Source organism: Desmospora activa DSM 45169 (assembly GCF_003046315.1).
GTDB lineage: Bacteria > Bacillota > Bacilli > Thermoactinomycetales > DSM-45169 > Desmospora > Desmospora activa.
Map to the genome: position 1 here is coordinate 194,675 of NZ_PZZP01000001.1, position 25,553 is coordinate 220,227.

The 25,553-nt window shown below is 49.5% G+C and carries 23 protein-coding genes; 16 read left to right on the forward strand and 7 right to left on the reverse strand.

All coding sequences use genetic code 11. The features are described from left to right. Positions 1–7 precede the first annotated feature (7 nt). Both C8J48_RS00935 and C8J48_RS00940 read right to left on the reverse strand, forming a co-directional pair. Positions 8–745, reverse strand: coding sequence for a hypothetical protein (locus C8J48_RS00935; protein WP_107724523.1), 738 nt, complete (start codon positions 743–745; stop codon positions 8–10). After that, the gene (locus C8J48_RS00940) at positions 738–2,072 is read right to left on the reverse strand and encodes a purine-cytosine permease family protein (protein ID WP_170105037.1); all 1,335 of its coding nucleotides are present in this window, start codon (positions 2,070–2,072) and stop codon (positions 738–740) included. The genes C8J48_RS00935 and C8J48_RS00940 overlap by 8 nt, the downstream gene beginning before the upstream one ends. Before the next feature lie 172 nt (positions 2,073–2,244). Here C8J48_RS00940 and C8J48_RS00945 point away from each other — a divergent pair, with 172 nt between their 5' ends. The 5 genes from C8J48_RS00945 to C8J48_RS00965 all read left to right on the forward strand — a co-directional run bounded on the left by C8J48_RS00945 (position 2,245) and on the right by C8J48_RS00965 (position 6,223). Then, the gene (locus tag C8J48_RS00945) at positions 2,245–2,745 is read left to right on the forward strand and encodes a GNAT family N-acetyltransferase (protein ID WP_107724525.1); all 501 of its coding nucleotides are present in this window, start codon (positions 2,245–2,247) and stop codon (positions 2,743–2,745) included. 276 nt (positions 2,746–3,021) lie between these two features. After that, positions 3,022–4,146, forward strand: a complete 1,125-nt coding sequence (locus C8J48_RS00950) for a type III polyketide synthase (RefSeq protein WP_107724526.1) — start codon at positions 3,022–3,024, stop codon at positions 4,144–4,146. 13 nt (positions 4,147–4,159) lie between these two features. Next, positions 4,160–4,726 (forward strand): isoprenylcysteine carboxyl methyltransferase family protein, encoded by a 567-nt coding sequence (locus tag C8J48_RS00955; RefSeq protein ID WP_107724527.1) that lies wholly within the window; start codon positions 4,160–4,162, stop codon positions 4,724–4,726. A gap of 423 nt (positions 4,727–5,149) precedes the next feature. After that, complete coding sequence (locus C8J48_RS00960) at positions 5,150–5,713, forward strand: suppressor of fused domain protein (RefSeq protein ID WP_107724528.1); 564 nt, start codon at positions 5,150–5,152, stop codon at positions 5,711–5,713. 273 nt (positions 5,714–5,986) lie between these two features. Next, on the forward strand, positions 5,987–6,223 hold the full coding sequence (locus C8J48_RS00965; RefSeq protein ID WP_245891159.1) for a ChaB family protein: 237 nt from the start codon (positions 5,987–5,989) through the stop codon (positions 6,221–6,223). Positions 6,224–6,313: 90 nt separating this feature from the next. Here the strand turns inward: C8J48_RS00965 and C8J48_RS00970 are convergent, their stop codons facing one another. Together C8J48_RS00970 and C8J48_RS00975 are read right to left on the reverse strand one after the other, a co-directional pair. Continuing rightward, positions 6,314–7,120 (reverse strand): alpha/beta fold hydrolase, encoded by an 807-nt coding sequence (locus C8J48_RS00970; RefSeq protein ID WP_107724530.1) that lies wholly within the window; start codon positions 7,118–7,120, stop codon positions 6,314–6,316. A 274-nt stretch (positions 7,121–7,394) separates the two neighbouring features. Beyond that, positions 7,395–9,377 carry an elongation factor G gene (locus C8J48_RS00975; protein WP_107724531.1) on the reverse strand — a complete coding sequence of 661 codons (1,983 nt, stop codon included), beginning with the start codon at positions 9,375–9,377 and terminating at the stop codon, positions 7,395–7,397. A gap of 191 nt (positions 9,378–9,568) precedes the next feature. Between C8J48_RS00975 and C8J48_RS00980 the strand changes: the two genes are divergently transcribed. Continuing rightward, positions 9,569–10,363 carry a glucose 1-dehydrogenase gene (locus tag C8J48_RS00980; RefSeq protein ID WP_107724532.1) on the forward strand — a complete coding sequence of 265 codons (795 nt, stop codon included), beginning with the start codon at positions 9,569–9,571 and terminating at the stop codon, positions 10,361–10,363. 179 nt (positions 10,364–10,542) lie between these two features. Here C8J48_RS00980 and C8J48_RS19160 read toward each other — a convergent pair whose 3' ends face one another. After that, positions 10,543–11,898, reverse strand: a complete 1,356-nt coding sequence (locus C8J48_RS19160) for a M20/M25/M40 family metallo-hydrolase (RefSeq protein ID WP_281261179.1) — start codon at positions 11,896–11,898, stop codon at positions 10,543–10,545. A 203-nt stretch (positions 11,899–12,101) separates the two neighbouring features. Between C8J48_RS19160 and C8J48_RS00990 the strand changes: the two genes are divergently transcribed. Together C8J48_RS00990 and C8J48_RS00995 are read left to right on the forward strand one after the other, a co-directional pair. Then, positions 12,102–12,452 (forward strand): YunG family protein, encoded by a 351-nt coding sequence (locus C8J48_RS00990; RefSeq protein WP_107724534.1) that lies wholly within the window; start codon positions 12,102–12,104, stop codon positions 12,450–12,452. A 105-nt stretch (positions 12,453–12,557) separates the two neighbouring features. Then, positions 12,558–12,866, forward strand: coding sequence for a hypothetical protein (locus tag C8J48_RS00995; protein ID WP_107724535.1), 309 nt, complete (start codon positions 12,558–12,560; stop codon positions 12,864–12,866). 212 nt (positions 12,867–13,078) lie between these two features. Here C8J48_RS00995 and C8J48_RS01000 read toward each other — a convergent pair whose 3' ends face one another. Further along, positions 13,079–13,993, reverse strand: a complete 915-nt coding sequence (locus C8J48_RS01000) for a LysR family transcriptional regulator (protein WP_170105040.1) — start codon at positions 13,991–13,993, stop codon at positions 13,079–13,081. 360 nt (positions 13,994–14,353) lie between these two features. Between C8J48_RS01000 and C8J48_RS01005 the strand changes: the two genes are divergently transcribed. Together C8J48_RS01005 and C8J48_RS01010 are read left to right on the forward strand one after the other, a co-directional pair. After that, entirely contained in the window at positions 14,354–15,298 is a 945-nt protein-coding gene (locus tag C8J48_RS01005) for a helix-turn-helix transcriptional regulator (protein ID WP_107724537.1), read from the forward strand. Positions 15,299–15,487: 189 nt separating this feature from the next. After that, positions 15,488–16,564 carry an acyltransferase family protein gene (locus C8J48_RS01010; RefSeq protein WP_170105042.1) on the forward strand — a complete coding sequence of 359 codons (1,077 nt, stop codon included), beginning with the start codon at positions 15,488–15,490 and terminating at the stop codon, positions 16,562–16,564. A gap of 199 nt (positions 16,565–16,763) precedes the next feature. Here the strand turns inward: C8J48_RS01010 and C8J48_RS01015 are convergent, their stop codons facing one another. Beyond that, positions 16,764–18,254: an FAD-dependent thymidylate synthase gene (locus tag C8J48_RS01015; protein ID WP_170105044.1), complete on the reverse strand. Its 1,491-nt coding sequence runs from the start codon at positions 18,252–18,254 to the stop codon at positions 16,764–16,766. Positions 18,255–18,557: 303 nt separating this feature from the next. On the opposite strand from C8J48_RS01015, the gene yunB reads away from it, so the two are divergent. From yunB to nikC, 6 genes are all read left to right on the forward strand, one after another. After that, positions 18,558–19,358 (forward strand): sporulation protein YunB, encoded by an 801-nt coding sequence (yunB, locus tag C8J48_RS01020; RefSeq protein WP_107724540.1) that lies wholly within the window; start codon positions 18,558–18,560, stop codon positions 19,356–19,358. Between the two features lie 206 nt (positions 19,359–19,564). Then, on the forward strand, positions 19,565–20,572 hold the full coding sequence (locus tag C8J48_RS01025) for an ABC transporter ATP-binding protein (protein WP_107724541.1): 1,008 nt from the start codon (positions 19,565–19,567) through the stop codon (positions 20,570–20,572). Further along, positions 20,547–21,524, forward strand: coding sequence for an ABC transporter ATP-binding protein (locus tag C8J48_RS01030; RefSeq protein WP_107724542.1), 978 nt, complete (start codon positions 20,547–20,549; stop codon positions 21,522–21,524). The genes C8J48_RS01025 and C8J48_RS01030 overlap by 26 nt, the downstream gene beginning before the upstream one ends. A gap of 213 nt (positions 21,525–21,737) precedes the next feature. After that, positions 21,738–23,348: an ABC transporter substrate-binding protein gene (locus C8J48_RS01040; RefSeq protein ID WP_107724544.1), complete on the forward strand. Its 1,611-nt coding sequence runs from the start codon at positions 21,738–21,740 to the stop codon at positions 23,346–23,348. Between the two features lie 274 nt (positions 23,349–23,622). Continuing rightward, positions 23,623–24,633: an ABC transporter permease gene (locus C8J48_RS01045; RefSeq protein ID WP_107727524.1), complete on the forward strand. Its 1,011-nt coding sequence runs from the start codon at positions 23,623–23,625 to the stop codon at positions 24,631–24,633. A gap of 5 nt (positions 24,634–24,638) precedes the next feature. Beyond that, positions 24,639–25,541: a nickel transporter permease gene (nikC, locus tag C8J48_RS01050; protein WP_107724545.1), complete on the forward strand. Its 903-nt coding sequence runs from the start codon at positions 24,639–24,641 to the stop codon at positions 25,539–25,541. The last annotated feature ends 12 nt before the right edge of the window (positions 25,542–25,553 follow it).

Sequence of the window (25,553 nt, forward strand, 5' to 3'; positions counted from 1 at the left end):
GAATGATCTAACCGTTCCGCACGGTATGTTCCATCCACACCGCCGGTTCAATATATGTTCCCCGGTCCTCTTCCGCATTGATTTCCACCGTATTGAGTGCACCGGGCACCACATAGGAACCGCTCTGAAAAAAGCGTAACCCCGTCCATTCTTGCCATTGCTGAATCGTCGCCGTCGATACAATGCACTTGGGCATCACGCGGAGCAAGGGTGCTTCAAGCCGCTGATGAACCCGAATCCATGGATCATAAGCCAACCCGTCCTCCCGTTTCCAGTGCATGTAGTCTTCAATGGGTGTCAAGGGGTATTTTTCCTTCCAGTTTGGTCGAACGGGAGCCAGCAGCGAGCGGAAGCGAAGCTTTTCGGCGATCCTTTTCATTGTGACCAAAATATCCCGACTGATGCCTTTTCCTTGATGTTGTTCCACCACCAAACCAGCGATGGCGCAAAGGACATTGGGCTCCTTCTGATCCGTAGGGAATAGTTCATCGATCACATTTGGCAACCCCTCCATCGTGCCATCCCAGTATAGCGGTACGGTTATCCCGCCTCCCACCATCTCTTCCCCTTCAAATAGGGCAAATTGGCACACTGGAAACTCCTTTAAAATCCGATCCCACCCGGCATTAAAGACGGAATCCCCTTCAAAGAGAAATCGAGGGAAAGATTGACGCCCTAACTGATCGATCCGTAAAAGCAAATCAGGTTGATCGTCAATGGTAACGGCTCGATAACGATTATGCATTGGTTACACCCTTTTCTTGTGATTCGTTTCGTATTGCTAGTTTACCGAGGAGAAAGTGCACCAAACCGGCAACCAAAAAGGTGTCAAGGCTTGAAGCGCCAGTTAATTCAAATAGTTCTAGCCCATAATCAGCAGCGGGGATTGTCATTAATCCCACTGTACTGGCAATAATCCAGGAAACGATCGCAGTCCAGTAAATCGAAGGGATTTTTTTATTTTGAATGAATGTAAACATAAACCGATGACGATTCAGCAGGAAAAATTCCACCATGTAGATGGAGGCTACCGGTGCGATCAAAACGCCTGTGATCGAAAAAACCGTCAACAAGTGATTGTGAAGTTGGAAATAGGCAAGGATCGCCCCCACAACCCCCGTGATCAAAGTTAGTATGTATTTCGGTGTGTTTCGGATCAGACTAGATAAAGCCAAACCACTGGAATATAAGAGGTTATCATTGGTGGTCCATTGGGCAAGAACCAAAATGGTTATCGCAAGAATACCCCAATTCAATGACAACATGATCTGAATTACATTTTCAATTCCTGTGATCCGTACCATCATCACCGTTAGGCTAATCATAAAAAAGTTACCCAACAAGAACCCAAGAAAACCGGATAAAAAAGCGTCTCGCGGCGATTTGGCCCAACGTGCGATATCTGGGGAAATGACGACGATGGGTGCCCATCCCGCCAGAATGAAAGAAATCCCCGCCAAGATCGTCATGGTGGTCCCGCCAGCGGGTTCAACGAAAAACCATTCCCCTTTCGCCTCAGTTCCGATAATGGTTCCAGCTAATCCACTCAAAAGAAACAGCATCAAGGGAAAAGAAATCGCGCTCAGCCGCTCAATTGCTTTATAGCCAATCGTGGCCGTGATCGTCATCATGGCTCCACCGATCACAGCAGCCCAGGATACCGATAGATTAATACCAAACACGCTTTGCAGTAGGTGCTGAAATGATTCACCAAAAGCGCCGACATATACCCCGAAGCTAATAAAGAACACAATGGCGATAAAAGTAGTGACGATCCGTCCACCGATATTGCCAAAAGCAAATTGAGAAATAAGACCGGTCGATAAGCCCGTTGTGCTGCCCACATAGGAGCCAAGCCCACCAAGCAAACCCAGGATTAAGCTAGAGACAGAGACTACGATCATCGCATTCGCGACAGTCTGCCCTGTTGCTAATGAAGCGCCGATTAACGCAGCAATAATGTCGGTTCCCAAGGCAAACCAGACCAACGTGAGCGGAATCCAACTCCGCCTTTCCGATAGTGGAACCGGTTGGCGAGCAAAATCATCCTTCGCAAAAAAGCTGAGTTTCACCTCAAAATACCCCCAAGAAGAAATTTCTTTCCTAAGTCAACGATAAAATTCTACCATATCAAAATCTTTACTAAAAGCATATCCTTCATAATGTTTTCATGGAAAACCCACGATCAAAAGAAACACATGATAGAATGACAGATATAAAAATAAGCCCGAGGGAGAGAAAAAGATGAACATCCAGATTCGTCATGCAGAAGCAAAAGATCTTATTTCCCTGACAGCGATTTATAACCATGCAGTTACTCACACGACGGCTACGTTTGATTTAGAAGAGCAAACGTTGGAGCAACGGAAAAAGTGGATAGAGAGCTTTAATTTCGATACTTATCCACTGTTGGTGGCTGAAATGGAGGGAGCAGTAGCGGGATACGCGTGCTTGTCACCCTATCGCAGTAAGCCGGCATACGCTCGTACCGTAGAGTTATCCGTATATGTCGATCCCGCTTTTCAGGGAAAAGGAGTGGGATCTGCTTTGATGGCGGATTTACTGGAGCGAGCTCGTGAAGCAGGACATCATGCGGTTCTGGCGGGGATAACAGGGGGAAACGGCGGCAGTGTTCGCCTACATCGACGATTTGGATTTCGCGAAGTGGGCTGCTTGCAGCAAGTGGGGTGGAAGTTTGGTGCATGGCAGGATGTTTATTTTTATCAGTTGACATTGGATGAGTAATGTCTAATCAAATTGATGTATCTATGCCCAATCAGTAAAACTGCTATCTGTGAGACCTCGCCACAGATGGCAGTTTTACTTTATCAAAAAGCATGACGGCAGAGTCTTTTTTTCTATTTATCCCATCAGAAATCCTCATTCCTAGTCTTGTAAATATTAAACGTTATCCTGATAGGGAATCTACCAGGATGAGTAGTTAGTGGATGAAGTCGATAGGAATCCATTGTTTAAAGGGCTTAAATAAATTCATACCGTATATTTCCAGATGTGCAGGCCATGATAAGAGGAAATAGGGGCTGGGATCGATCATCCCAGCGAAACGGAGGAACCTGTATGCCCCGTATCCTCGCAGTCGGAACAGCGGTACCTGAATATGAGTTAAATCAGCATGAGGCGCGCCAGTTTGCCTATAATTGCTTTCACGATTCTTTTTCCGATATCGAACGGTACCTCCCGATCTTTGATCATGCTGCGATTCAAACGCGCCGCTTTAGCCGCCCGCGCACCTGGTTTGAACAGGAGCACGGGTTTGCGGAACGGAACCGCATTTATACGGAAGTGGCTTGCCATCTAGGTGAAGAGGCGATCCGACGGTGTTTGCAAGCGGTAGAACTCTCTGCGACTGATGTGGATCACCTGATCGTTGTCTCTACGTCAGGGTTGGCCACGCCCAGCTTGGATGCTCGGTTGATGAATCAGCTGGAGTTTCAGCGGCATATCAAACGAACACCCATCTGGGGACTAGGATGTGCTGGTGGTGCGGTTGGTCTATCCCGGGCATATGAGTATGCTCGCGCTTTTCCCGATAGTATGGTGGTGTTACTGGCGGTGGAATTGTGCAGTTTAACTTTTCGGCGACGTGACCACAGCAAAAGCAATCTAGTGGCCACATCCTTGTTTGCAGATGGAGCGGCGGCGGTATTGGTGGCGGGGGATCAAGTGAGTCTCCCGCATTCAGCGAAACGATATCCGCGTGTGGTGGACGCCATGAGCACCACCTGGCCTGACTCCCTCGATGTAATGGGTTGGGATGTCGTCGATGACGGGCTGAAAGTGGTTTTCTCCCGGGATATCCCGGCAATTGTACAACGGGAAGTACGTCCGGCGGTGGAGGCGTTTTTGGAACGAAGCGGCTTAAGTTTGGGGCGGTTGCAGCGCATCATTGCCCATCCCGGTGGTGCCAAGGTATTGGCCGCCTATGAAGAAGCGCTGGAGTTGCGTCCGCAGTCGATGCATCATTCCCGCACCGTCTTAAACCAATACGGCAATATGTCTTCCGCTACGGTTTTGTTTGTATTGGAGCGGGAGTTGCAGGAAAGCCATCAAGCGGGTACGGTTGGATTGCTGACGGCACTCGGACCGGGGTTTAGTTCAGAGTTGATGTTGCTGGAGTGGGATTAAAGGAGGAGATGCCATGAGTGCGGGAATCGGTTGGATTTTGGCAGTGTTAGGGTTGCAACGGGGATTAGAATTGTGGGTGGCGCGCCGTCATTCGGCTTGGGCTCGTGCTCAGGGAGGCGTGGAAGCGGGGCGAGAACATTACTCGCTGTTGGTGGGGGTTCATCTCTTGTTTTTTGTGGGATTGGCAGTAGAAGTGATAGGGTTTGCGACATCCCCACCGGATTGGTGGCCGCTGCCGCTGGCGCTATTCCTGTTGGCCCAAGCGCTTCGCATCTGGTGTCTGGTCGCTTTGGGCCCTTACTGGAACACACGCATTTGGGTGATTCCCGCTCATCCTCCGGTCACCCGAGGGCCATATCGTTATTTGCGCCATCCCAACTATGTGGTGGTGGTGATTGAATTATTGACCCTGCCCTTAGCCTTGGGGGCGTGGGTGACCGCGATCACGGTGTCGTTGCTCAATCTGTGGGTATTGATGCGCTTTCGCATTCCAACAGAGGAGGCGGCTCTAGCGGAGTATACCGATTACCAGGAGACGATGGCAGGGCATCATCGCTGGCTTCCCTTTCGCAGTCGGTAGGGGTTTTTAAACGGCGATCAGTTACCATAATATCGGTGATTTGAGAACCCACGGCGGCCAACTTCGAATCAAACAGGAGAATGACTCATCCTAGGGAAACGATTGATCAACAAGTTCTACCTCCTCATTGAGAAATTCGGATAACTCTTGGACCAATCGGCTAATCCATTCGGTTTGTCTGTCTTTATTTGTATTTAACCCCATCGGGATTTCTTATGAATATGCAAAAAGGCTGATATTTCGGCCACGACATATATCGCTCAAATAGAAGCGAAGCGTACTATTGCTATTTTCAAATCCTTACCGTACTATCTGAAGCGTACACCTAGCGTCAACGAATTGATCGCTAGCCCAATTTCCTCATAACGAACGAAGTCAAACTCCTTAGACGACGGACACCACCGGGAAAGGAGGAGAGAACCCGTGTTGGAGAACCAGCCGTTCCCAGGGCTTTTCGAACACCTTGAACAACGCCTTGGCTCCGTTCAGAAAGTGGAATCTGCGAGGTCGGACCAAGGAAATCGTGGCTACGATCTGGCTTTCTATCGGGTAGATGAACCACCTATCACCACAGTTGTAACGAATGGACTGCGGTTTCAGTCCATCACCTCGATGCTTCCTGAAGAACTCGTCTGCTCCCTTCGCTCCGATCAGCTACACATCGCACATTACCTCGTTGACTCCATCGCTTCGTTGATCATCCGAAACAAGCAGGGTATGGAGTATGGCTCGATATTTGACAACAGACAACCCATTATCGAGGAAACCGAGATTACTGCCGTGATCGCACATACCAGCCCGCTGTTCGACGAGGCTCTCAACCTTTTTCCAGACAGCAACACCCCTACCCTACAGATTATCTCCCTGGTACCAATCACCGCCTTTGAGGTCGACTTTGTCCAAAAAGAAGGTGCAGACATGCTTTTCGAGGTTTTCCACCTCAATCGAACGAATATTCTTGACGTCCGCCGCCACTCTGCCGTCTAGGTCACACCAAGCCCCAGGTCTCTTGCACACATCTCCGGCGATCGAACCGCCTGATTCGTTCAGCCAAATATTCCTCAATCACTACAGGCGATGACAGGGCATCGGTGCTGGCTTCCCTTTCGTAGCTGGTAGCGGTTTTAAAAAGGTGCCTTGTTTTTTGGAAACATTTTCGATTTAATGGGAGGATGAAAGCAGTCGACAGCGAATAATCATGTTGGCAATAGGATTTTTAAAAGATGAAACATAGCTTTGCGAGGAGTGAGCCGATTGACGATGGATGTGGAAGAGTTACCGCTACACGATACCATTGCGGCACATCTGACTGAACGGGCCAGGGAAATTTATACGTCATCTTTTCATATGGTCTGGGTTCATACCCAGGGGGAACGATTGGAACGGCAACAAATCGCGCACCAAGTGGCTTGGGATCGCTTAAAGCAGGAGTATATCCGATCCCATCGAGGCTTGAAGCAGATCGATCCGGAAGTGTTTGCGTTAAAAAAGAAATGACTGGATGGCGAAGGAACGTCTTTCACGTATAAAGTGGGGGGCGTTTTTTATTTTGTTTATTGTTTTCTAATATGGGGTTAAGTTTAAACGCTACGAAAGAAACCCGAGTAAAGCGGCGTTAAACGAGTCCATTTCATCAATGATCACACCGTGGCCGCTGTTGCTGAAGGGATAAAGGCATGATCCGGCGATTCCCCGTTGCAATGCCTGGGCAGATGGAAAAGGAACGATCTGATCATGAAGTCCGTGAAAAATAGCGGTCGGTACCCGAATCCATGGAAGATCAGCCCGTAAATCCTCATTCCTGAGTGATGTTGCGGCCGCTATGGTAGCATGGGAGGACGCTTCCAGTCCAAGAGTGTGAAACCAGTCCGAGAACGGGCAGCTGCTACTTCGATTAAAAAACATTCGGCCGAAATCTGCCAGCATTTGCGGGCGATCTTTGTAGGTTTGACGGATCAAGGTGTTTACCTGATCCACCGGTAGCCCGTACGGATAATCGGGTCGTTTTGTAAAAACGGGGGCTGCTGCTGACACCAATGCAAGTCGTGCGATTCGGCGTCCATGGTGACGAGCCATGTAGCGGATGGCGATCGCCCCACCGATAGAAAAACCGATTAACGTGACATCTTGTAACGCCATCGTTTCCAGGACCATATATAAATCATCGGCCAGTCGGTCATACGAATAGCCGTGCCAGGGTTTATCGGAGCGGCCGAAGCCACGAACATCCAGGCCGAGGCAGCGGTATCCATAGTGAGGCAACACATTGAACTGGTATTCAAACATTTTGTGATTGACGGGCCAGCCGTGAATAAACAATACCGGACGACTTCCTTCGTCCGGGTTAAGGTCATGCACAAAAATGCGGACTCCATTTTCGACTTCAATATCCATATCCAACCCGCCTTTTTGATTTCAGATGGCGTGATCTTGCGATCACCAATGTATATGCCGGGCGGTAGATATTGAGAATAATTAGCAATACAGTGTTTCAACATGTAATTCCATCAGCTCATGGGTGCTTGGTTTCATTTCCTTCTGTTTACTCCGATCATAAGGAAAACCGATCCAGCCAAGGATCGGTCAACCGATGACAAAGTGGGCCGAGTTCCGCTTTCCGTCTTCCTGCACCATCTTCTCTTTCCGTTTGAGTACCACTCCAACCCCCTCAATAATCACGAAAAATATGGAGCAGGTATTCGCTGCGATTGAGTGGATTATAGTCGGTTCGTGCCCTTGTCGGTACATTGCCGTCGATTTTGGTATAACCACCGGGCTCAACCACCATCACCCCTTCGCCTTGGGTAAACGAGTGCAGGCTTCTTCTAAATTTTTCTGCCGCTGCCACGGGGAGAGTACCTTTGATCAGGCAGGTGTTTTTGTGTACGGTCGATTCGGTGATCGTAGCCTTCATACCGGTTAATTGATAGATGGTTTTGCTCATCATATCGGCGGGAACTGACACTTCAAATTGATGAATCGGCTCATAAACATCAGTACCCGCTTGCGTCAACGCCTCCATCAACACTAACGGAACCAGCTTTCTAAAATCACCCGCTGTCGTGACCGGGCTTGCATAGCCGGTATGGGTCAGGGTGACGATGAGGTCGTTCACTTCCCAGCCGTACAGCCCTTGCTTTAAGGTATCATACACCGTCTCTTCAATTGCTTTGTGAAAAGACAACGGAAGTGAGCCTAGCTCTACTTCCAAGCGGTAGTCCACCCCGCTGTCGGAATAGCCGGGTTCGATGCGAAAACCGACGGTGGCATAAAACGGATTATCCGCCGCTCCCATCACCTCAAAGGCATGGCCATGGCTGCGCGGTTTTTCGATACAGACGATTCTCAATTGTGAAAAGCGGACATCGACATCGTAGCGTTCCTTCAGTGTTGCGGCGATTACTTCTTTTTGCACTTCACCAAAAATGCGAATAGTGAGATCTTGGTGCAACCGATCTTTTATCACTTCGATTAAGGGGTCTTCATCGGCAAGATTATGAAGCGCTTGATACAGCTGATATGCCTTCTTTTTGTCCGCTACTTCTACGCGTGTTTCCATATGCGGAGCCGCAAAGCGGACGCGCTTGATGTGGTGAGAGCGTGTACCGACGATATCCCCGATCTGTACATCCCGCCATCCCCACACTTTTGCCAGATCACCAGAGTGTACCTCATCGGCGATGACCGATTTTCCATTGCAAAAGGTATGGAGCTTTTTCACCTTATCGATGCGTGCCGCCACCTTCCCCGCTTGGTTTTCACGTTGGAGGTGGACTTGTTCTCTCACTTGTAGGCGGCCGGAAAACAGTCGGATATAAGCGATTTTTTCGCCTGAATCTTCTTTCTCAATCTTAAAGACGATTCCTGCTAAAGGGGCTTCTGCTTCCTGTTGATTGAACGGAAACCATTCCGTCACGCCGGATAACAATTCTGGCACCCCGATTCCAGTGACAGCGGAGCCAAAATAAACGGGATAGAGATGGGCACTCCTCACCTGATCCGCTAACGCTACTTTAACCTGATCTTCCCTGATCGCTTCCTCGTTGATATAGGACGCCAATAATTGTTCCTGGCCCGTATCCGCAATCCGTTCAATGCACAGCTCCAAAAAAGAAGCATCGGTCGACCAATCAAAGCGATTTTCCACTAGAGAAGCCTGTTTGGTGCCGATCTGTTCCACTCGATAGAGGGGAATGACGTTGGAAGTGAGCTTTTCCTGAATTTGGGTAATGATCGAATCGGATTGAGCCCCCATGCGATCGATCTTGTTGACAAATATGATTGTGGGTATGCCTAACTTCAGCAAGACCGTCATCAATACTTTGGTTTGCGCCTGCACCCCTTCTACAGCGGAAACAACTAGGATAACGCCGTCCAGGACAGAGAGCGAACGCTCCACTTCGGCGATAAAATCAGCATGCCCAGGGGTATCGATCAAATTGACCTTCATTCCGTTGACGGTAAACGACACAACCGCTGACTTAATGGTGATGCCCCTTTTTTTCTCTAACTCCAGCGAATCGGTCTGGGTATTGCCGTGGTCGACCCGCCCAATCGCATCGATCACTTGGGTCTCAAACAAAATGCGCTCAGTCAGGCTTGTCTTTCCAGCGTCTACGTGTGCCACAATCCCAATGTTGATACTTTTCATTCAAATAATTCCTCGTTTCTCTCATCAAATTCTCCTCTCGTATGTTGTTCAATTGCCGCATGTCCATCACGCTCCTCATTCAAGTTAACCTTATTATACCAATCACACGCTTATCGGGGTATCATGGAAATGAGGGAAGTAGAATGATCACAATTGATTATCCGCCTGTTGCAAAATCGTAATCGTAAGTGATGCATTGCTCGATAAACGGAGGGAACAAAGTGGAAGCACAACCGAAACGAATTGCCGTCACTGGTGGAGGGCAGGGGATTGGACGCTGTCTGGTAGAATCTTTTGCTGAGCAGGGGGATCGCGTCTATTTTCTGGAGGTGGACCGGGAAGCAGGGGAGGAATGTGTGACGGAGTTAGCTGAGCGCAAAACAGCTTTCTTTACTCAAGGGGATATATCTCAGCCGCAGGATGTTAAAGGGTGGATGGCTACCATAGGGGAAAAAGAAGGGGCGTTGGATCTGTTGGTCAATAACGTCGGCATCATGGTGAATCGCCCCTTGGAGGAGTTGACGTGGGAGGAGTGGAACCGCGTCTTACAAGTGAATCTGGGGGGAGCATTTCTAGCTGCACAAGCAGCGGCACCTCTACTGCGCAAAGGGGGTGGAGGCTGCATCATCCAAATCGCTTCCACCCGTGCCTTGATGTCGGAGCCACACACGGAATCGTATGCCGCCTCCAAAGGGGGTATCCTGGCCTTAACCCATGCCTTGGCCGTCTCTCTCGGACCGGACATCCGTGTCAATGCCATCAGTCCAGGCTGGATCGATGTTACATCGTGGCAGAAACGATCCAATCGTCAGTTGAGTAAACTCTCCCGGGAAGATCACCGGCAGCACCCTGCTGGCCGGGTCGGTCGACCGGAGGATATTATGAAGGCGGTCCGTTTTTTAGCATCGGCGGAAGCGGATTTTATTACCGGAACCAACCTAGTGGTGGACGGGGGGATGACGGTAAAGATGATATATGAAGAGTAGATTATAGAGCCCATGAGTTTTTCTGCCTCTGGTATGGATCTTCTTTTACATTTCTCGGTTGTGAGATTGATGAAGAACCCCCGCCAGTATATAAGGCAAAATAAAAGGGGACTGATCTACGGTCTCCACGGAAAAGAATGATAAACGAAAGCACCGGGGTAACCGGTGCTTTTGTGATGTTACTGCTGATCATACTCAGGATTGTGGAAAGAGGATTGATTCTGCTTTTTCGTTTTCGCCGGTTTGCTCAGTTTGGTGTCATTGGCGAGATTGTGAGTGAGCAAAGTGGTCAAGGTGCCGGCTCGATAAAGATTTTGCTTGGAGATCTTGTCTAGTGAATCTTCCGGGGTATGGTAATTGGGATCCGGTGAGTAGTGGAGGAAGGCTACCGGAATACCCGCTTCGGCAAAAGGAACATGATCGCTGCTCAAAGAAGTGCCCCGTTCATATTGGTAACCGTAAGTCTGTATATAATCTTCCGCCAAATCGGCGACAAAAGATTTATCTTCTTCAGCGGCGGTCAGCACATGGATCGTATCACCGACACCCACCATGTCCAGGTTGATCATTGCAGCGATATTGTCCAATTGATCTGCATCAAGGGATTGTACATAGCGGGCGGAACCGACTAACCCGATCTCTTCCGCACCAAAGAAGATGACGCGCACATCATGATGCAGTTTCTCTTTGGACAACACTTGTGCCAGTTCCAGCAAAGTAGCGCTGCCGGAGGCGTTGTCATTGGCGCCGGGAGAACCTTGAACGCTGTCATAGTGAGCGCCTACCACGATCGTTTTTGCTTTACGGGTATCCCCTTTTTTCGCTTTGATCGTGCCGATCACATTTTGGGAGTAGCTGGGGTTGAGTTCCACATCGGTTATCAGATGTGTTTCAACCGTTTCCCCGGAATCGAGTATTCCTTTTAATGTTTCACCGTCGTTTTTACTCAAAGATACCGTGGGAATGGAACCGGGCTCGCCCAAGGTGCCGTTTAGCTCACCGTCCACATTATTGTAGATGATCGTACCAACGGCCCCGGCGTCAGCGGCGTTTTTTGCTTTTTCATAAAAGGTGATTTCCCCCCGCTGGATCAGGGCGATTTTCCCTTTGACATCTACATCGGAAAAATCCTGCGAGCGTCCCAGTCCGGCATAAACGATTTCACTGGTTAATCCCTCTTCCGGTGTTGCCGGGGTATAAGAAAAGGGTTCTGCTTCGATAGAGCGCTCTTCCGGTGCAGTGATCGTCAAAGTGGCGCCGTTACTCTTAAAAGCGACAACCGGAAAGGTTTGCCGTTCTACTTCCAAACCGTAGTCTTCCAGTTGGTCTGCGATATAATCCGCTGCCTCATGCTCTTCCGGAAAACCGGTGACACGCGGGTTTTTCGTCAATTGGTCGATATGGTCGTAAATACGATCCGCCGATACGTTGTTCGCAACACTGTCGGTATATACCGGTGCAGCATATGCCGATTGGGAAAAGATCAAAGCCACGGCCAACGTGAGTACCCCGAAAAACCAACTCTTTCGTTTCAAACGCTTCCCCTCCCACAGTCTCTCATTTTTACTACGCCGTATATTATTAATTTTCGCTTCAATTTTGTCAATAATAATGATAGAAAACATAAGAGAAAGTCGCTGTAATAAACGAACCACCGCCGAAGTAGTGGCGGTGGTTGACAATAGATAATGAAAGATTAGAACCTTAATGAAGACACTTGATAAAAGGGTGAAAAAGAGTGGGAATACACACAAAGCGATTGCAGCAGGTACTGGCTCACAGTTGGTCCATTCAAACGAGCACCAAGTATACTACCGACAATCCGGCACGGGGACAATGTGGCGTGACAGCGCTTGTCGTCCACGATATTTTGGGTGGGGAAATTTTAAAAACACCGTTGCCTGAAGGGTGGCATTTTTACAATAAGATTGAAGGAAGACGGATGGATTTTAGTGCATCCCAGTTTACGGAAATGATCGATTATCAGGATATCCCCTCCGATCGTACAGAGGCGTTTGCCGATACAAACAAGGAGCAATACCGTTCTCTACGGAAAGGGGTATTCATGCAAATGGATGAGGCTGATTAATGATAAGTAATCCTTATATCTGATATCGCAATTATGTTTTTCACTTATTTGAAAGACCGTAGTATCATGGGGGCGCGGCAACAGGAAAGGAGAGCCTTAAAACCCATGGAACGGTTATCGATGATTTCAAAAAAATGGATGATCATCGTGGAGAATGGGACTTTGGTACTGGTGAATCAAAATCAGATGAAGCATACATTTTTGATCCAGGATATTGTAACTTTTGAAATCCACAAACCGGTGTTTTGGTTGAAAGGATATATCCAAATTCAATTAAAGAACCAAAAGAAGCCGGAACATTTTCGTGGTGAGATGCCTCCTGCTTTTATTTCGCTGATTTCAAAGGAAGAGTATCCCTGTTGGAAAGCGATTGAACAAAGCGTGCGCCAGCAGTTGAAAATACGGCTACATTAGGTTGTTTGATGTCGATCAAACGGCGAAGCGACTTCAACCATCCAACCGGCGGAATCGAGAACTATCTTTGGGGTTAAGGCTCGGTATCTCGTTGTATCGGGTAAATCCCTGAGGGTTAATCTTTGAATGATTGACGCAACAACGCATCGTGAGAGTTGGAACGAAAGGGGAAAATCCCATAGCACTTAATCATTACCTTTGTCCCCAGGATACTAACCAAGTTGCTTGGACGTGAGGTAATTTTCCGCATAACGCAGAAATGTCTCCGCTGCAGGTGAAAGATAACGTCCCTTGATACGAAAAATGGCAACGGATCGCGAAAGGGGTGGCTCCAACGATACGACTGCAACGGGCGGACCGGGTAGCTTAACCATGGAACGTGAAAGCACAGCAACCCCCAGCCCTGCAGCTACCAATGATCGTGGTGTCGTGCTTTCATAGGGGATATGGGGTTGGAATCCTTCCTCGGCGCACGCCGCCAGCAAAATCGCCCGAATTCCTGAGCCTTCCCGAAAGCAGACGAAAGGTTGCTCCTGCAATTCCCTGAATGAAACTTTTTCCCTCTTTGCCAATGGATGATTTTCTGCAACCACCAATACCAGCTCATCCTCATACAAAGGTGTGACCACAACGCCTGGTGGTGGCTTTAGGCCAGCGACTTGACGGGGGAATGCTCCATCTAAAACATGTATAATTGCCAAATCCAGATCACCGGTCTGTAATGCACCAAACAACAGAAATGTGGTCTCTTCCCAGATCGATACTTCCACTTCCGGGTATGCTTGCCTGAATGCTACCAACATTTGCGGGAGCTTGGCTTGCACCAACGATCCCAGTGCGCCGACAGTAACCTTCCCGCGTGGCAGTCCCACAAATCCTTTTGCCTCGTCTTCCGCTCTTTGCGCTTCGGTGAGGGTCCTCTCGGCCCCGATTAAAAAAGCTTCTCCCACCTCAGTAAGCTTCACCCCGCGACGGGAGCGGTCAAACAGAGCAACCCCCAGCTCCCTCTCTAAGTTTCCAATCTGCTGCGACAAGGCCGGCTGGGCTACCCGGAGCCGCTCCGCCGCCCGCGTAAAATTGGACAATCGGGCTGCCTCTACAAAGTATCGAAGTTGTCTTAACTCCATCATCCGATGACTCCTTTGTAAGTGATGATATAAGTAAATGTTATCTCAAGGATATCATAAATAGATTTTGATTATGATTCAACTTGTGAGGGGGTATCTCGCCTAAAATTTCTCCATTATGAAGGGGAGTAAATTTTAATGAAAATCCATTCCGGGATTCAGACGAGGGTATGATCTACCGATCCCTCGCAATCAAAAGGGAAAACTAGTTTTTGTATCGTTGATCATCGATGCAATAAAACCGAAATGAGCCTCCCCCGCCTGCGCTAACGCTAAGAGGCGGAGATTTCTTGCCCTCCCCTTCATGACAACTATTGTCAACTTTTCAGGTTACAATAAGATGAGAAGGAGGAATGGGTAATGCGGGCGGATCGATTGATCTCCATCCTATTGTTGTTGCAAATCTATCAACGGATGACGGCGGCCGAGTTGGCGGAGCGGTTGGAAGTGTCGGAGCGCACGATCTACCGTGATATGGAGGCATTGGGGGCGGCGGGGGTGCCGGTGGTGGCCGAGCGCGGGAAAAACGGAGGCTGGAGCTTGATGGGAGGTTATCGCACCCAGTTGACGGGGTTACGCGAACCAGAGGTGCAGACCTTGTTTTTATCGGTACCTCCGCAGGTATTGGCGGATCTGGGGTGGAAAGAAGGGACGGAGCAAGGGGCATATGTCAAATTGTTGGCTGCTCTGCCGGCGGAATTTCGACGGGTGGGAGAGCAGGTGCGGCAACGAATTTATGTGGATCAGCCGGGCTGGCACGAAGGTCGCGAAGATATTCCGTTGTTTTCGGTGTTACAGGAGGCGATTTGGAAAGAGCGACGCATGCGTATGATTTATCGACGCGGGGATGGCACTAAAGTGGAACGGACCGTTGATCCCTTGGGGCTTGTGGTCAAAGGGCGAACGTGGTATTTGGTGGCGCATACCGATGACGGATTCCGTTCTTACCGCGCCTCCCGCATCTTAGAGGCAACCGTGACACCAGAGGCGTTTATCCGTCCCGCCGACTTTGATCTAGCCGCATATTGGAAAAAATCCCAAGCGGCGTTTATCAGTGGATTGCGTCAATATCGCTGCCGCATTCGTATCCATCCTAATGCCTTGGCCCATATTCGTCGCCTCCCTTATGAAATGAAGGGGGATTCTCATGGATGGAAAGTGGTGGAGGTGCGATATGACTGTGAAGAGGATGCTTGTGTCCATCTCGTCGCTCTCGCCGATCGGGTGGTAGTGGAAGAACCGGCTTCCCTTCGGAAAATGCTGATCCAGCATGCGGAAAAGATTTTATCCGTTTATCAACCGTGAACGACGCTCTCAATGATAGAAGGGGTTTTTGAAAGCAAAGTGCCTTTGCTGTTAAAAATCCCTACCCCTATAGCGGAATATTTCCTTAAAATTGAAAAGATGTTGTAAAGATTTTATTAAAACCCCATGATACCGGCCTCACCCATGTTACGGTTAGATTACAAACTCCGATGGTAAATGGGTGAAAGCATGAGCGTTAACGGGAATAAAGGAGTTATTCAGGAAATCTATTTGCTGCGAATGGTGGCATGCCTCAGTGTTGTTTGGATTCATGCCATCTCAATCACCTATGGACAATACCCTTTGTCAGACCGTGGGGTTTTGGCGGTACAAACGTTTCAGATCATCTTTATGTACGCAACACCGCTCTTTGTCTGTATCTCGGAGCTGTTGCTGGCTCATGCTTATCCGGATCAGGCGCCCAAATCGTTTTGGATCAAGCGGGTCAAGTATCTTTTGATCCCTTTTTTTACAATGGCATTTGTATATGCGCTTATTCAACATCCGACTGATCCGCTCTCGCTGTGGAACCGGTTTTCGGATATGGTGTTGTTGGGTAAATGGCATGGTTACTTCATTATAATCATCTTTCAGTTTTATCTATTGCATCTATTCTTTATCCGCTGGGTAAAAAACCGGTGGATGGTGCCGATCTTGTTGGTGTCGTTTTTTATCAATGTTCTTTATCTGGAAAATCCACCTACTTCCATGCCTTTTGGAATGGCTTCTTATATTCCGTTTCCAGGTTGGATTTTTTATTTTACCGCTTCTTACTATATCGGTCGCAATCTGGCGGCGTTTCGACGGGGAGTGGAGCGTTATCAAGCGTGGATATTTGCCGGTGTGATCCTCGCCATGGGCATCGTTGTCTATTTGAAGGGTTCGGGGATGATTTTTTCCACTTCCTCAAAACGTCCCGATGTGATGATCTATACATGCTTGGTGTTCTGTCTTCTGTTTTGGATCGGTATGAAACTGCGTCAGATTCCGCACTGGATCGTATGGATCAGTCAGTTTTCCTTTGGGATCTATCTGTTGCATCCTTTGGTTCAACACCGTATGATCAAGCCTTGGTTGCCGCTTGATTTACCGATGTCCCTCTACGCCGTCATCTTATTTACGGCTGGAATATTACTTCCGATCGCCCTCACATGGTTGCTTAATCAAATGCCCTTGGGATCGTATTTGGTGGGCAAGCTGCAAAAAGGAAAGCCAACGGTCGATTCCACTTCACACTCCTCCGAACGGGGATGGAGCAGTGCTTAAGTGAAAGTCAGGCTTTGGAAAGGTGACCTTTTCGCATGGTGAGTAGCGGAAGTTTGATGCGAGTATTCCCGAGATGTACCTTTGCTGTTGATATCGAGTCGGCTACATGCGTTAGTGGAGATCTCCATAAAGCGGATTCCCGGCTTACAAAAAAAGAGGCATGTTGGCTGATGTGCCGACACGCCTCTTTTGTTATTGTCTACATTCGCCGTTGTGCATACCGTGCCAGAGCGGGGTGGTGTTTACTCAGCTGGTGGTGCAATTGGGCAAAGGTTTCTCGGATATCCCACTGCGCTTCAGGAGAGGTGCGAAGGTTAATGAGGTGATACATTTCCCACAGACTGGCCGTGGCAGTGATTTGGCGATGATGGGCATTGGTGACACAATAGGGAGCCGCCTCCGGATGCTCATCTTTGATGCGCATATAATGGTCTTCCGCACGCGCGATAAATTGTTGATAAGTCTCCGTTAAGCCTGCTTCCCGGATATGAGGCGGGATGGTATAACCGAAGCGAATGGTGGGTTCAGCAAAGGAGAAGTGCGTACCCCGATTGTGACGCAATAGTTGGTGCCAGTTTGCTTCCGACAACTGCATCTCCATATGGTAAGAGAGATGGCGAAATTCGTCCCGGGGGTTATCAAAAAAGCGCAAGTGTTTTAACGCCCGCTCTACGCAATCTTCTTTCAGCTCCCGGCTCCAGCTTTGTACCGTTTCAGCCACCGTAGCACGGTCCATCCCTTTATGGCTGATCAGAAGCTGGATACAGACATGAGTCAAAGCTTGATCGTAATCGATCAGGTCAACAAAACGGGCACGGGGGCCGGTAAACGATTCTCCTTGTAAATCGGAGCCCGGTGGATTCAACGGCAGTTGATCCAGTTCACGCCGGGTTTCCAAGTGGTATTGACTCGGTTTGACATGTTTGAGCAGGGTAGGGATCACTTGGCTGATCTCCCGTTCCAGATCTTGGGCCAATTGACGCGATTCCAGGTTGGGACTGGATAAAAGTCGAACCAGGGTATCACGCAGGGCTCGTCCATTGCCGGTTAATCCCAGACTGGTGTAGGTGGCAAGGGTGAGAACATAACGGGCGTCCTCAAAGGCGATTTTCTCCACCCGGGATTGAAAGCGTTTGTCCGATTCTCCTTCTTGACGGGAGAGTGTTTGGGATAAATGAGGGATCAACCCTTGCAACAGCGCTTCATAGGTATCAAAGGCTGCTTCCTGCAATGCGAGATACTCCTGCCGTTCCCGCTCCGGCAGTGAGGCAGGTATGTAGACGGCTCCACGCTGCGGGCGCTGGTAGCGCTGGCTGTATTCGGTAAAGCTGTTGAAAGTGTTGGCCAGTTCCAGTTCAGCAGAAGCCAAACGGCTGATCTGCTCCACACCCAAGTGGGCAACGGCATGTTCTGCCACACTGCTGTGTCCATAACCTACTACCCATTTTTCATGAAAACGCGCCGCTTTTTGCGAATTTACCGTCGCCATGCCACCGGCGGTTGCACTGACGGCCAGCTCCTCATCCTGTAAGAGCTTTGCCAGGTTATCGCGGAAGCTGGCCGGACTGCGACTGACATAGGCGAAGATGACAGCGATGACTTCCTCCGGCAAATTATAGATGGCATAAACATTGCGATCCAGATTGGAAACATAACGGGTTAAATCGACTCTGTTAGCTTGGGTATCCATTAATGACTCTCCTCCGTTTCCTGGGAAATAAAAACTGGATTTTCCCTGTGTTCCATTGTAATGGCCCTGTGTCATCCCGAGATTACTGACAAGCGGTTATGATAGACTCTTTCTTTCTCAGCCATCCAATCCCTTTTCTCGGGGTTTAACATCTCGATTTTGCTCCCGATTGGCCTGTTTTTCTGTGGAAGCGACAGATCAGTCCCTTTTATTGTATCAAGGGGTATCGGCCAAGCCTATTCTCAATCCTTGGGAAAAAGGACAGGCACAGCCGCATAACAGTGGTACAAGGAGGGATGGACAATGGGTTTTCGGCGGTTCCGCTTGCGAAAACAATCCTATAGCGGCTTGCGTTGGCGCAGGCGGGGCGGCATTTGGTTTTTGGCCTTCGCCATTCTCTTCGCGGTACTCTTTCAAGTATTGTGGCTGTTGGAGACCAAATTGCAACCAACGTTGATTCATATCGCCCAAACACAAGTGAAGCAGATTGCAGAAGAGGCAGTGACTGAAGCCGCTCGAGAACAAGTGGCGATGGGGGAAGAGATGAACGATATCATGGTGGTTGAACGGAACCAGGATAACACGATTTCGTTTGTGCAGATCGATCAGCAAGTGCAAGCCAAAGTATATGAACGGACTAGAACCAGTATACAGGATGTGATTCACCGATTGGAAAATGAAAGTGTCGGAATTACGTTGGGGCAAGCATTACAGAGTAATGTTTTGGCGCAATACGGACCGCAGATTCCCGTTGAAATGTGGCCCAAGGGAGCCCCACATATCGATCTGCACCCCCGAATGGAAGCGGCAGGGGTAAACAATGTCATGGTGACACTGATGATGGATATCCGAATTGAGATGAGTGTGGTGGTTCCCTTTACCACGGAAACCGTCAATGTCGATACAGAGATTCCGCTGGCTCAAGCTGTGGTTGTAGGAGAAGTACCGCAGTTCTATTACTACAACGATATGGGAGGCAGCATCCAAAAAGGGACACCTTCCCAAGGAAACACGGGAAGAGGGGCGGGAAATCAGGGGCAGACACCCTCTTCACAAGAGCATCCGCCGGTTCCTCCAATTCTGCCTCCCGTGCAAACGGACTGAGGTTGATTATAAAGACTGTAGGTGCCTATCTGCTTATCACACTTCAATCATTTGGATGATTAACATACCTGTCCAATTGTGTATTTTACAGCGAAAGACCAAGGGATTTGAGCGGCTGATCGCGAATCTATTTATTTATAAAATTTTTTCATATTTTGTCTTGAACTAATTATCCTTTAAATTTCAACAAGATTTGAGGTGACTTCATGGCGGAGGCGTTATTGGAGATTTCCCGCTTTCAGATGCACTTTCATACGGATAAGGGAGTAGTGAAGGCGGTCGATGGTATCGATATGACGGTAAACGAAGGAGAAGTGGTGGGCTTGGTGGGGGAGTCCGGCTGTGGCAAGAGTGTCACTTCCCTGTCGATTATGGGGTTGGTCCCCCAACCTCCAGGTAAGGTTGCTGGTGGGGTTATCCGCTTGGCGGGTAAAGAGTTAACCTCGCTCAGCGGTAAACAGTGGCAACAGGTTCGTGGCAATGAGGTCTCCATGATTTTTCAGGAACCGATGACTTCCCTCAATCCTGTCTTTACCATCGGCAATCAGATGGTGGAAGCCATCCGGCAACACCATGACGAAAGTAAAACGGAAGCGTGCAAACGGGCGCTTATTGCGTTGAAAGAGGTGGGAATCTCCCGGGAAGGTATCCTAAACGAATATCCCCACCAGCTGTCCGGCGGGATGCGGCAGCGCGTGATGATTGCCATGGCGATGGTGTGTAGACCGAAGTTGTTGATTGCGGATGAACCCACCACCGCGCTGGATGTGACGATCCAGGCTCAGATATTGGATCTGATGCGCCGCCTCAATCGGGAGACGGGTACCGCCATTCTGATGATTACCCATGATCTGGGGGTTGTGGCGGAGATCTGTGATCGGATCGTTGTGATGTATGCTGGGCAGGTCGTAGAAGAAGCGGATGTGCGCACATTATTCCGCGATCCCCGTCATCCCTATACCCGGGGATTGATGCAATCAATTCCACAATTGGACAAGCGGAAGGAACGCCTCTATTCCATCCCGGGAAATGTTCCTAATCCGCGGCAGATGCCGTCGGGGTGTCGCTTTGCGCCGCGGTGTGAATTGGCGATGGATCGCTGTCGTGAACAGGAGCCTCCCCTCTTTACATTGGGAGAGGGACAGCTTAGCCGTTGCTGGCTCCATGACGGGCAAGGGGGGACGGAACATGACAGCCACACCGACACTGCTTGAGGTAGAAGGTCTAAAAAAATATTATCCGATTCGCGGTGGGGTTTTCGGTCGCCGCACCGGTGATGTAAAAGCGGTGGATGGCGTCTCCTTCTCCGTCCGTGCAGGCGAAACTCTGGGGATCGTAGGGGAATCAGGGTGCGGGAAATCCACAACCGGACGGGCAATTTTACGCTTGGAGGAGCCGACGGCGGGAGATGTTCGCTTTAAAGGGATATCGCTTCCTTCCCTCCATGCCGAAGCGATGCGACAGATGCGACGGCAGTTACAGATGGTGTTCCAGGACCCCTTTGCTTCGCTCAATCCGCGCAAAAAGGCGGGGGCGATTATCGAAGAGCCGCTGTTGGTGCATGGAATCGGAGACGCTAAGGAAAGAAGGCAACAGGTGCAAGAACTTTTGCATGTGGTCGGACTTGATTCATATCACGCAGAACGCTTTCCTCATCAGTTTAGCGGAGGGCAGCGGCAGCGTATCGGCATTGCTCGCGCCTTGGCGGTGCGACCCAAACTGATCGTCGCAGATGAGCCGGTTTCCGCGCTAGATGTATCGATTCAATCGCAGGTGCTTAATTTATTGGAAGATTTACAGGAATCATTCGATTTAACCTATATCTTTATCGCTCACGATTTAAGTGTGGTGCGTCATATCAGCGATCGGATCGGTGTGATGTATCTGGGGCGGATGGTGGAACTGGCAGAACGGGATGAACTATACGATCATCCGATCCACCCCTACACCCAAGCGCTTCTATCGGCGGTGCCAATACCCAATCCCGCTGCCAAACGGGAGCGCATCGTCTTGCAGGGGGATGTTCCTAACCCGAAAGATCCGCCGAGCGGATGCGCTTTTCATACCCGCTGTCCCTATGTGATGGAGATTTGTCGCCAGGAGCGCCCTTTGTTTCGGAATCAGGGTGGCGGACACTTCGCCGCTTGTCATCTGACGGAGAAGTAAATGGCAGGTGAGGAGGTGAGAAAGGGAAACAGGACCGAGATAGTAGCAGGAGTGCCGGAAAATTGGGCGGGCAGGGGGAGGTTTTGTTTTAATGGTGGATGGTTCAACAATTTTGTTTGTATCCGCAACAGAAAGTTGTGTTTTGTAAGGGAAAGCAGTTTTGCTGTGTTTGAAGGATGCTATCAATGATCAGTTTGGGGGTCAATCAATCTCATGAAAAAACAAAAATGCTGGATGCTATCATTGGCAGTTTTGCTCGTCTGTTCGTCAGTATTGGTCGCTTGTGGCGGCGGGAGTGGCGCAGATCATAACGGAAAAACCTTGATCTATGGGCGCGGGGCGGATTCCACCATGTTGGATCCATCGCTGGTGACAGATGGAGAATCGTTTATTGTGACGGAGAACGTCTTTAACGGTTTGCTCGGCTTTGAGAAGGACAGTATGGAAGTCGTGCCGGCGTTGGCTGAGTCCTGGGAAGAGTCGGATGACGGCAAAACGTGGACCTTTCAACTGCGGGAAGGGGTAAAGTTTCACGACGGGACCGACTTTAATGCCGATGCGGTGGTGTTTAACTTTGAGCGTTGGGCGAAACAGGAACTCCTCCCCACCGAGAAAGATGCTTATATCTATTATGGTTCCATGTTTGGCGGCTATGAAGGAGACGAGGGTCACATCATCGAGAGCGTGACAGCGCTGGATGAAACCACCGTCCAATTTAAACTGAAAGAACCCCAAGGGCCCTTTTTGGCCAACCTGGCGATGTCTCCCTTTGGGCTCGCTTCTCCCACTGCAGTGAAGGGGGACCCGAAGAAGTTTGCAGAAAATCCGGTAGGAACCGGTCCTTTCAAGTTTGAAAGCTGGAAAAAGGGCGATACGATCACCGTCGTTAAAAACGAAGATTACTGGGAAGAAGGGTTGCCCAAGCTAGATAAGGTAATCTTTCAGTCGATTCCAGATAATTCGGCCCGTTTGACTGCACTACAATCCGGTGATATCGACATCATGGACGGTCTCAACCCGGACGACAGTGAGACGGTCTCCGCCAACGACCAATTTCAACTGTATGAGCGGCCACCGATGAATGTGGGGTATCTTGCTTTCAATGTGGAAAAGGAACCGTTTAAGGATCGTAAAGTACGGCAAGCGTTAAATCATGCCGTCAACAAAGAAGGATTGATTAAGAGCTTCTACGGCGGTAAGGCGGAACCGGCCACCAATCCGATGCCGCCATCGATCTGGGGATTTAATCAGGATATCGAAGGTTATGAGTATGATTTGGAGAAAGCGAAGGAACTGTTGGAAGAAGCCGGTTATAAAGACGGATTTGAAGTGGAGTTTCACGCGATGCCAGCTCCCCGCCCCTATATGCCTGACGGCAGGAAAATTGCGGAGTATATACAAGCCGATTTTGAAAAAATCGGAGTAAAGACAAAAATCGTCAGCCCGGAGTGGACTACTTATCTGGAAGAGACCAATCAAGGCAAGCATGATATGGCGTTACTTGGCTGGACAGGAGATAACGGCGACCCTGACAACTTCCTGTATGTATTGTTGGACAAAGACAACGCCCGGAAACCGGCCAACAATATTGCTTTCTACAAAAGCGACAAGTTACACGATATCCTGATCAAAGCACAGCGGGAGACGGATCAGGATAAGCGCAGCGAACTGTACCAGGAAGCGCAGGAAATCATCAATAATGACGCACCCTGGGTGCCGTTGGTTTACGCCAATCCCACCTTGGCAGCACAATCCAATGTGGAAGGCTTCACCCCCCATCCCAAAGGTTCCGATAAATTGAAAGAAGTGGACATCGGTCAGTGACAATAACAGGGCGGCGTTGCTGACCGCAACGCTGTCTTCTTTTTATCAAAGGGAGGGAGTCGTGTATTGCTAAAACGACCTTTCGCCATTCTACTCAGCGAAGAATCTGGAAGGAGGGCGTTAAGGGGCAGCATTCTTCTCTGTAATGCTTTCGCAAGGTTTTGCCCCTGCCCGACTGAAAGATTCAGAGCGGACAGCCATCGCCTCTTTTCAAAATGGCAACTGGAACGTGGCAGTACAGGACATCCCACAAATGGAGGATGGTGAAAAGCCGATGATTGCGTACACCATACGAAGACTGCTAATGCTGATACCTGTTTTAATCGGCATGTCCATCATCACGTTTTCCATCGTTCATGCGATCCCGGGAGGTCCCGCTCAGGCGATCTTGGGTGAGCGCGCCACTCCGGAAGCGATAGCGCAACTGAACGAAAAAATGGGACTCAATGATCCGTTAACGATTCAATATTTTCGCTATGTCGGCAACCTGCTCCAAGGGGATTTCGGCACATCGCTGAAGACGGGACGACCGATCGTGGAAGAGATGGGGCCCTATCTGGCGGCGACGTTTGAATTGGCTTTTTTCGCCATGGCTTTTGCCATTTTTTTTGGTGTCAATCTCGGTATTTTATCCGCTTGGCGTCATAATAGCGTTATCGATTACACTGGGATGATTATCGCCTTGGTCGGGGTGTCGATGCCGATTTTTTGGTTAGGGTTAATGGAACAGTGGATATTTGCACAAGAACTGGGGTGGCTGCCTTCCAACGGGCGGATTGACCCGCGGATGGGCTTTGAATCGATCACTAATTTTTATTTTTTGGATGCGTTGTTGCGAGGAGATTTTGTCGCGTTGCAAGAAGTGCTCAGTCATCTGTTGTTGCCTGCCATCGCCCTGGGGACGATTCCGTTGGCTATTATCGCCCGTATGACCCGTTCCAGCATGTTGGAAGTGATGGGCTCCGATTATATCCGTACGGCACGGGCCAAAGGGGTTAGTGAAGGAATCGTCGTTTATAAGCACGCTTTAAAAAACGCTTTTATCCCCATTGTGACGGTGTTTGGTCTGCAGATGGGAATGTTGCTGGGTGGAGCGGTGTTGACAGAGACAATCTTTAGCTGGCCGGGGGTAGGACGTTACTTATATGACGCCATCAATGCCCGTGATTACCCGGTGATTCAATCCGGCATCCTGGTGGTGGCGACAATCTTTGTCTTAATCAATTTGATCGTGGATCTACTCTATGCTTATATCGATCCCCGTATTCACTATGGGAAGGAGTGAAGAGGATGTCTCTTAATGTTCCAACGATCCTGCCTGATCCGTCCCCAAAGGAAGAAAGCCAACTGGCGGAGACTCCTATCCGCGATACATGGCGTGCACTGTTGCGCCATCGTTCTGCGGTGATCGGTGGTATGATCATCCTTTGCTTTGTCATCATGGCCTTGATCGCACCGTTGCTCCTCCCGTATGGATACAACCAAATCGACGCCAATAACCGTTTGGAAGCTCCATCGGCGGAACACTGGTTTGGAACCGACGATATGGGGCGGGATATCTTTGCTCGGGTGGTGTACGGCGCCCGCATCTCGTTGTGGGTGGGTTTATTCGCCATTACCGGCTCCATAGTGGTCGGATCGCTTCTCGGCTTGATCGCAGGATATTACGGGGGATGGCGTGATGCCGTGATATCCCGCATCTTCGATATCCTATTGGCGTTTCCATCCATTCTGCTGGCGATCGCGATTGTAGCCATGCTGGGTCCCAATCTACAAAACGCCATGTACGCCATTGCTATTATTAACATTCCCACATTTGGCCGCTTGCTGCGATCCCGGGTGATCAGCATCAAAAATGAAGATTACGTTTTGGCGGCTAAAGCGGTGGGAATGAGGAATACACGCATTTTGTTTCACCACATTCTCCCTAACTCCTGGACCCCGATCATGGTGCAGGGTACGCTCGGTTTTGCCACAGCTGTGTTGGAAGCTGCTGCCCTCGGCTTTATCGGCTTAGGCGCACAACCGCCGGATCCGGAGTGGGGCAAGATGTTGGCGGATTCCCGCGGTTTTATCCAAACGGCTCCCTGGACGATGATTTTTCCCGGTTTAGCCATTATGCTTACCGTCTTGGGATTCAACCTGTTGGGCGACGGTTTACGTGATGTGTTTGACCCGCGGATGAAACAGTGAGCAAAAACCCCT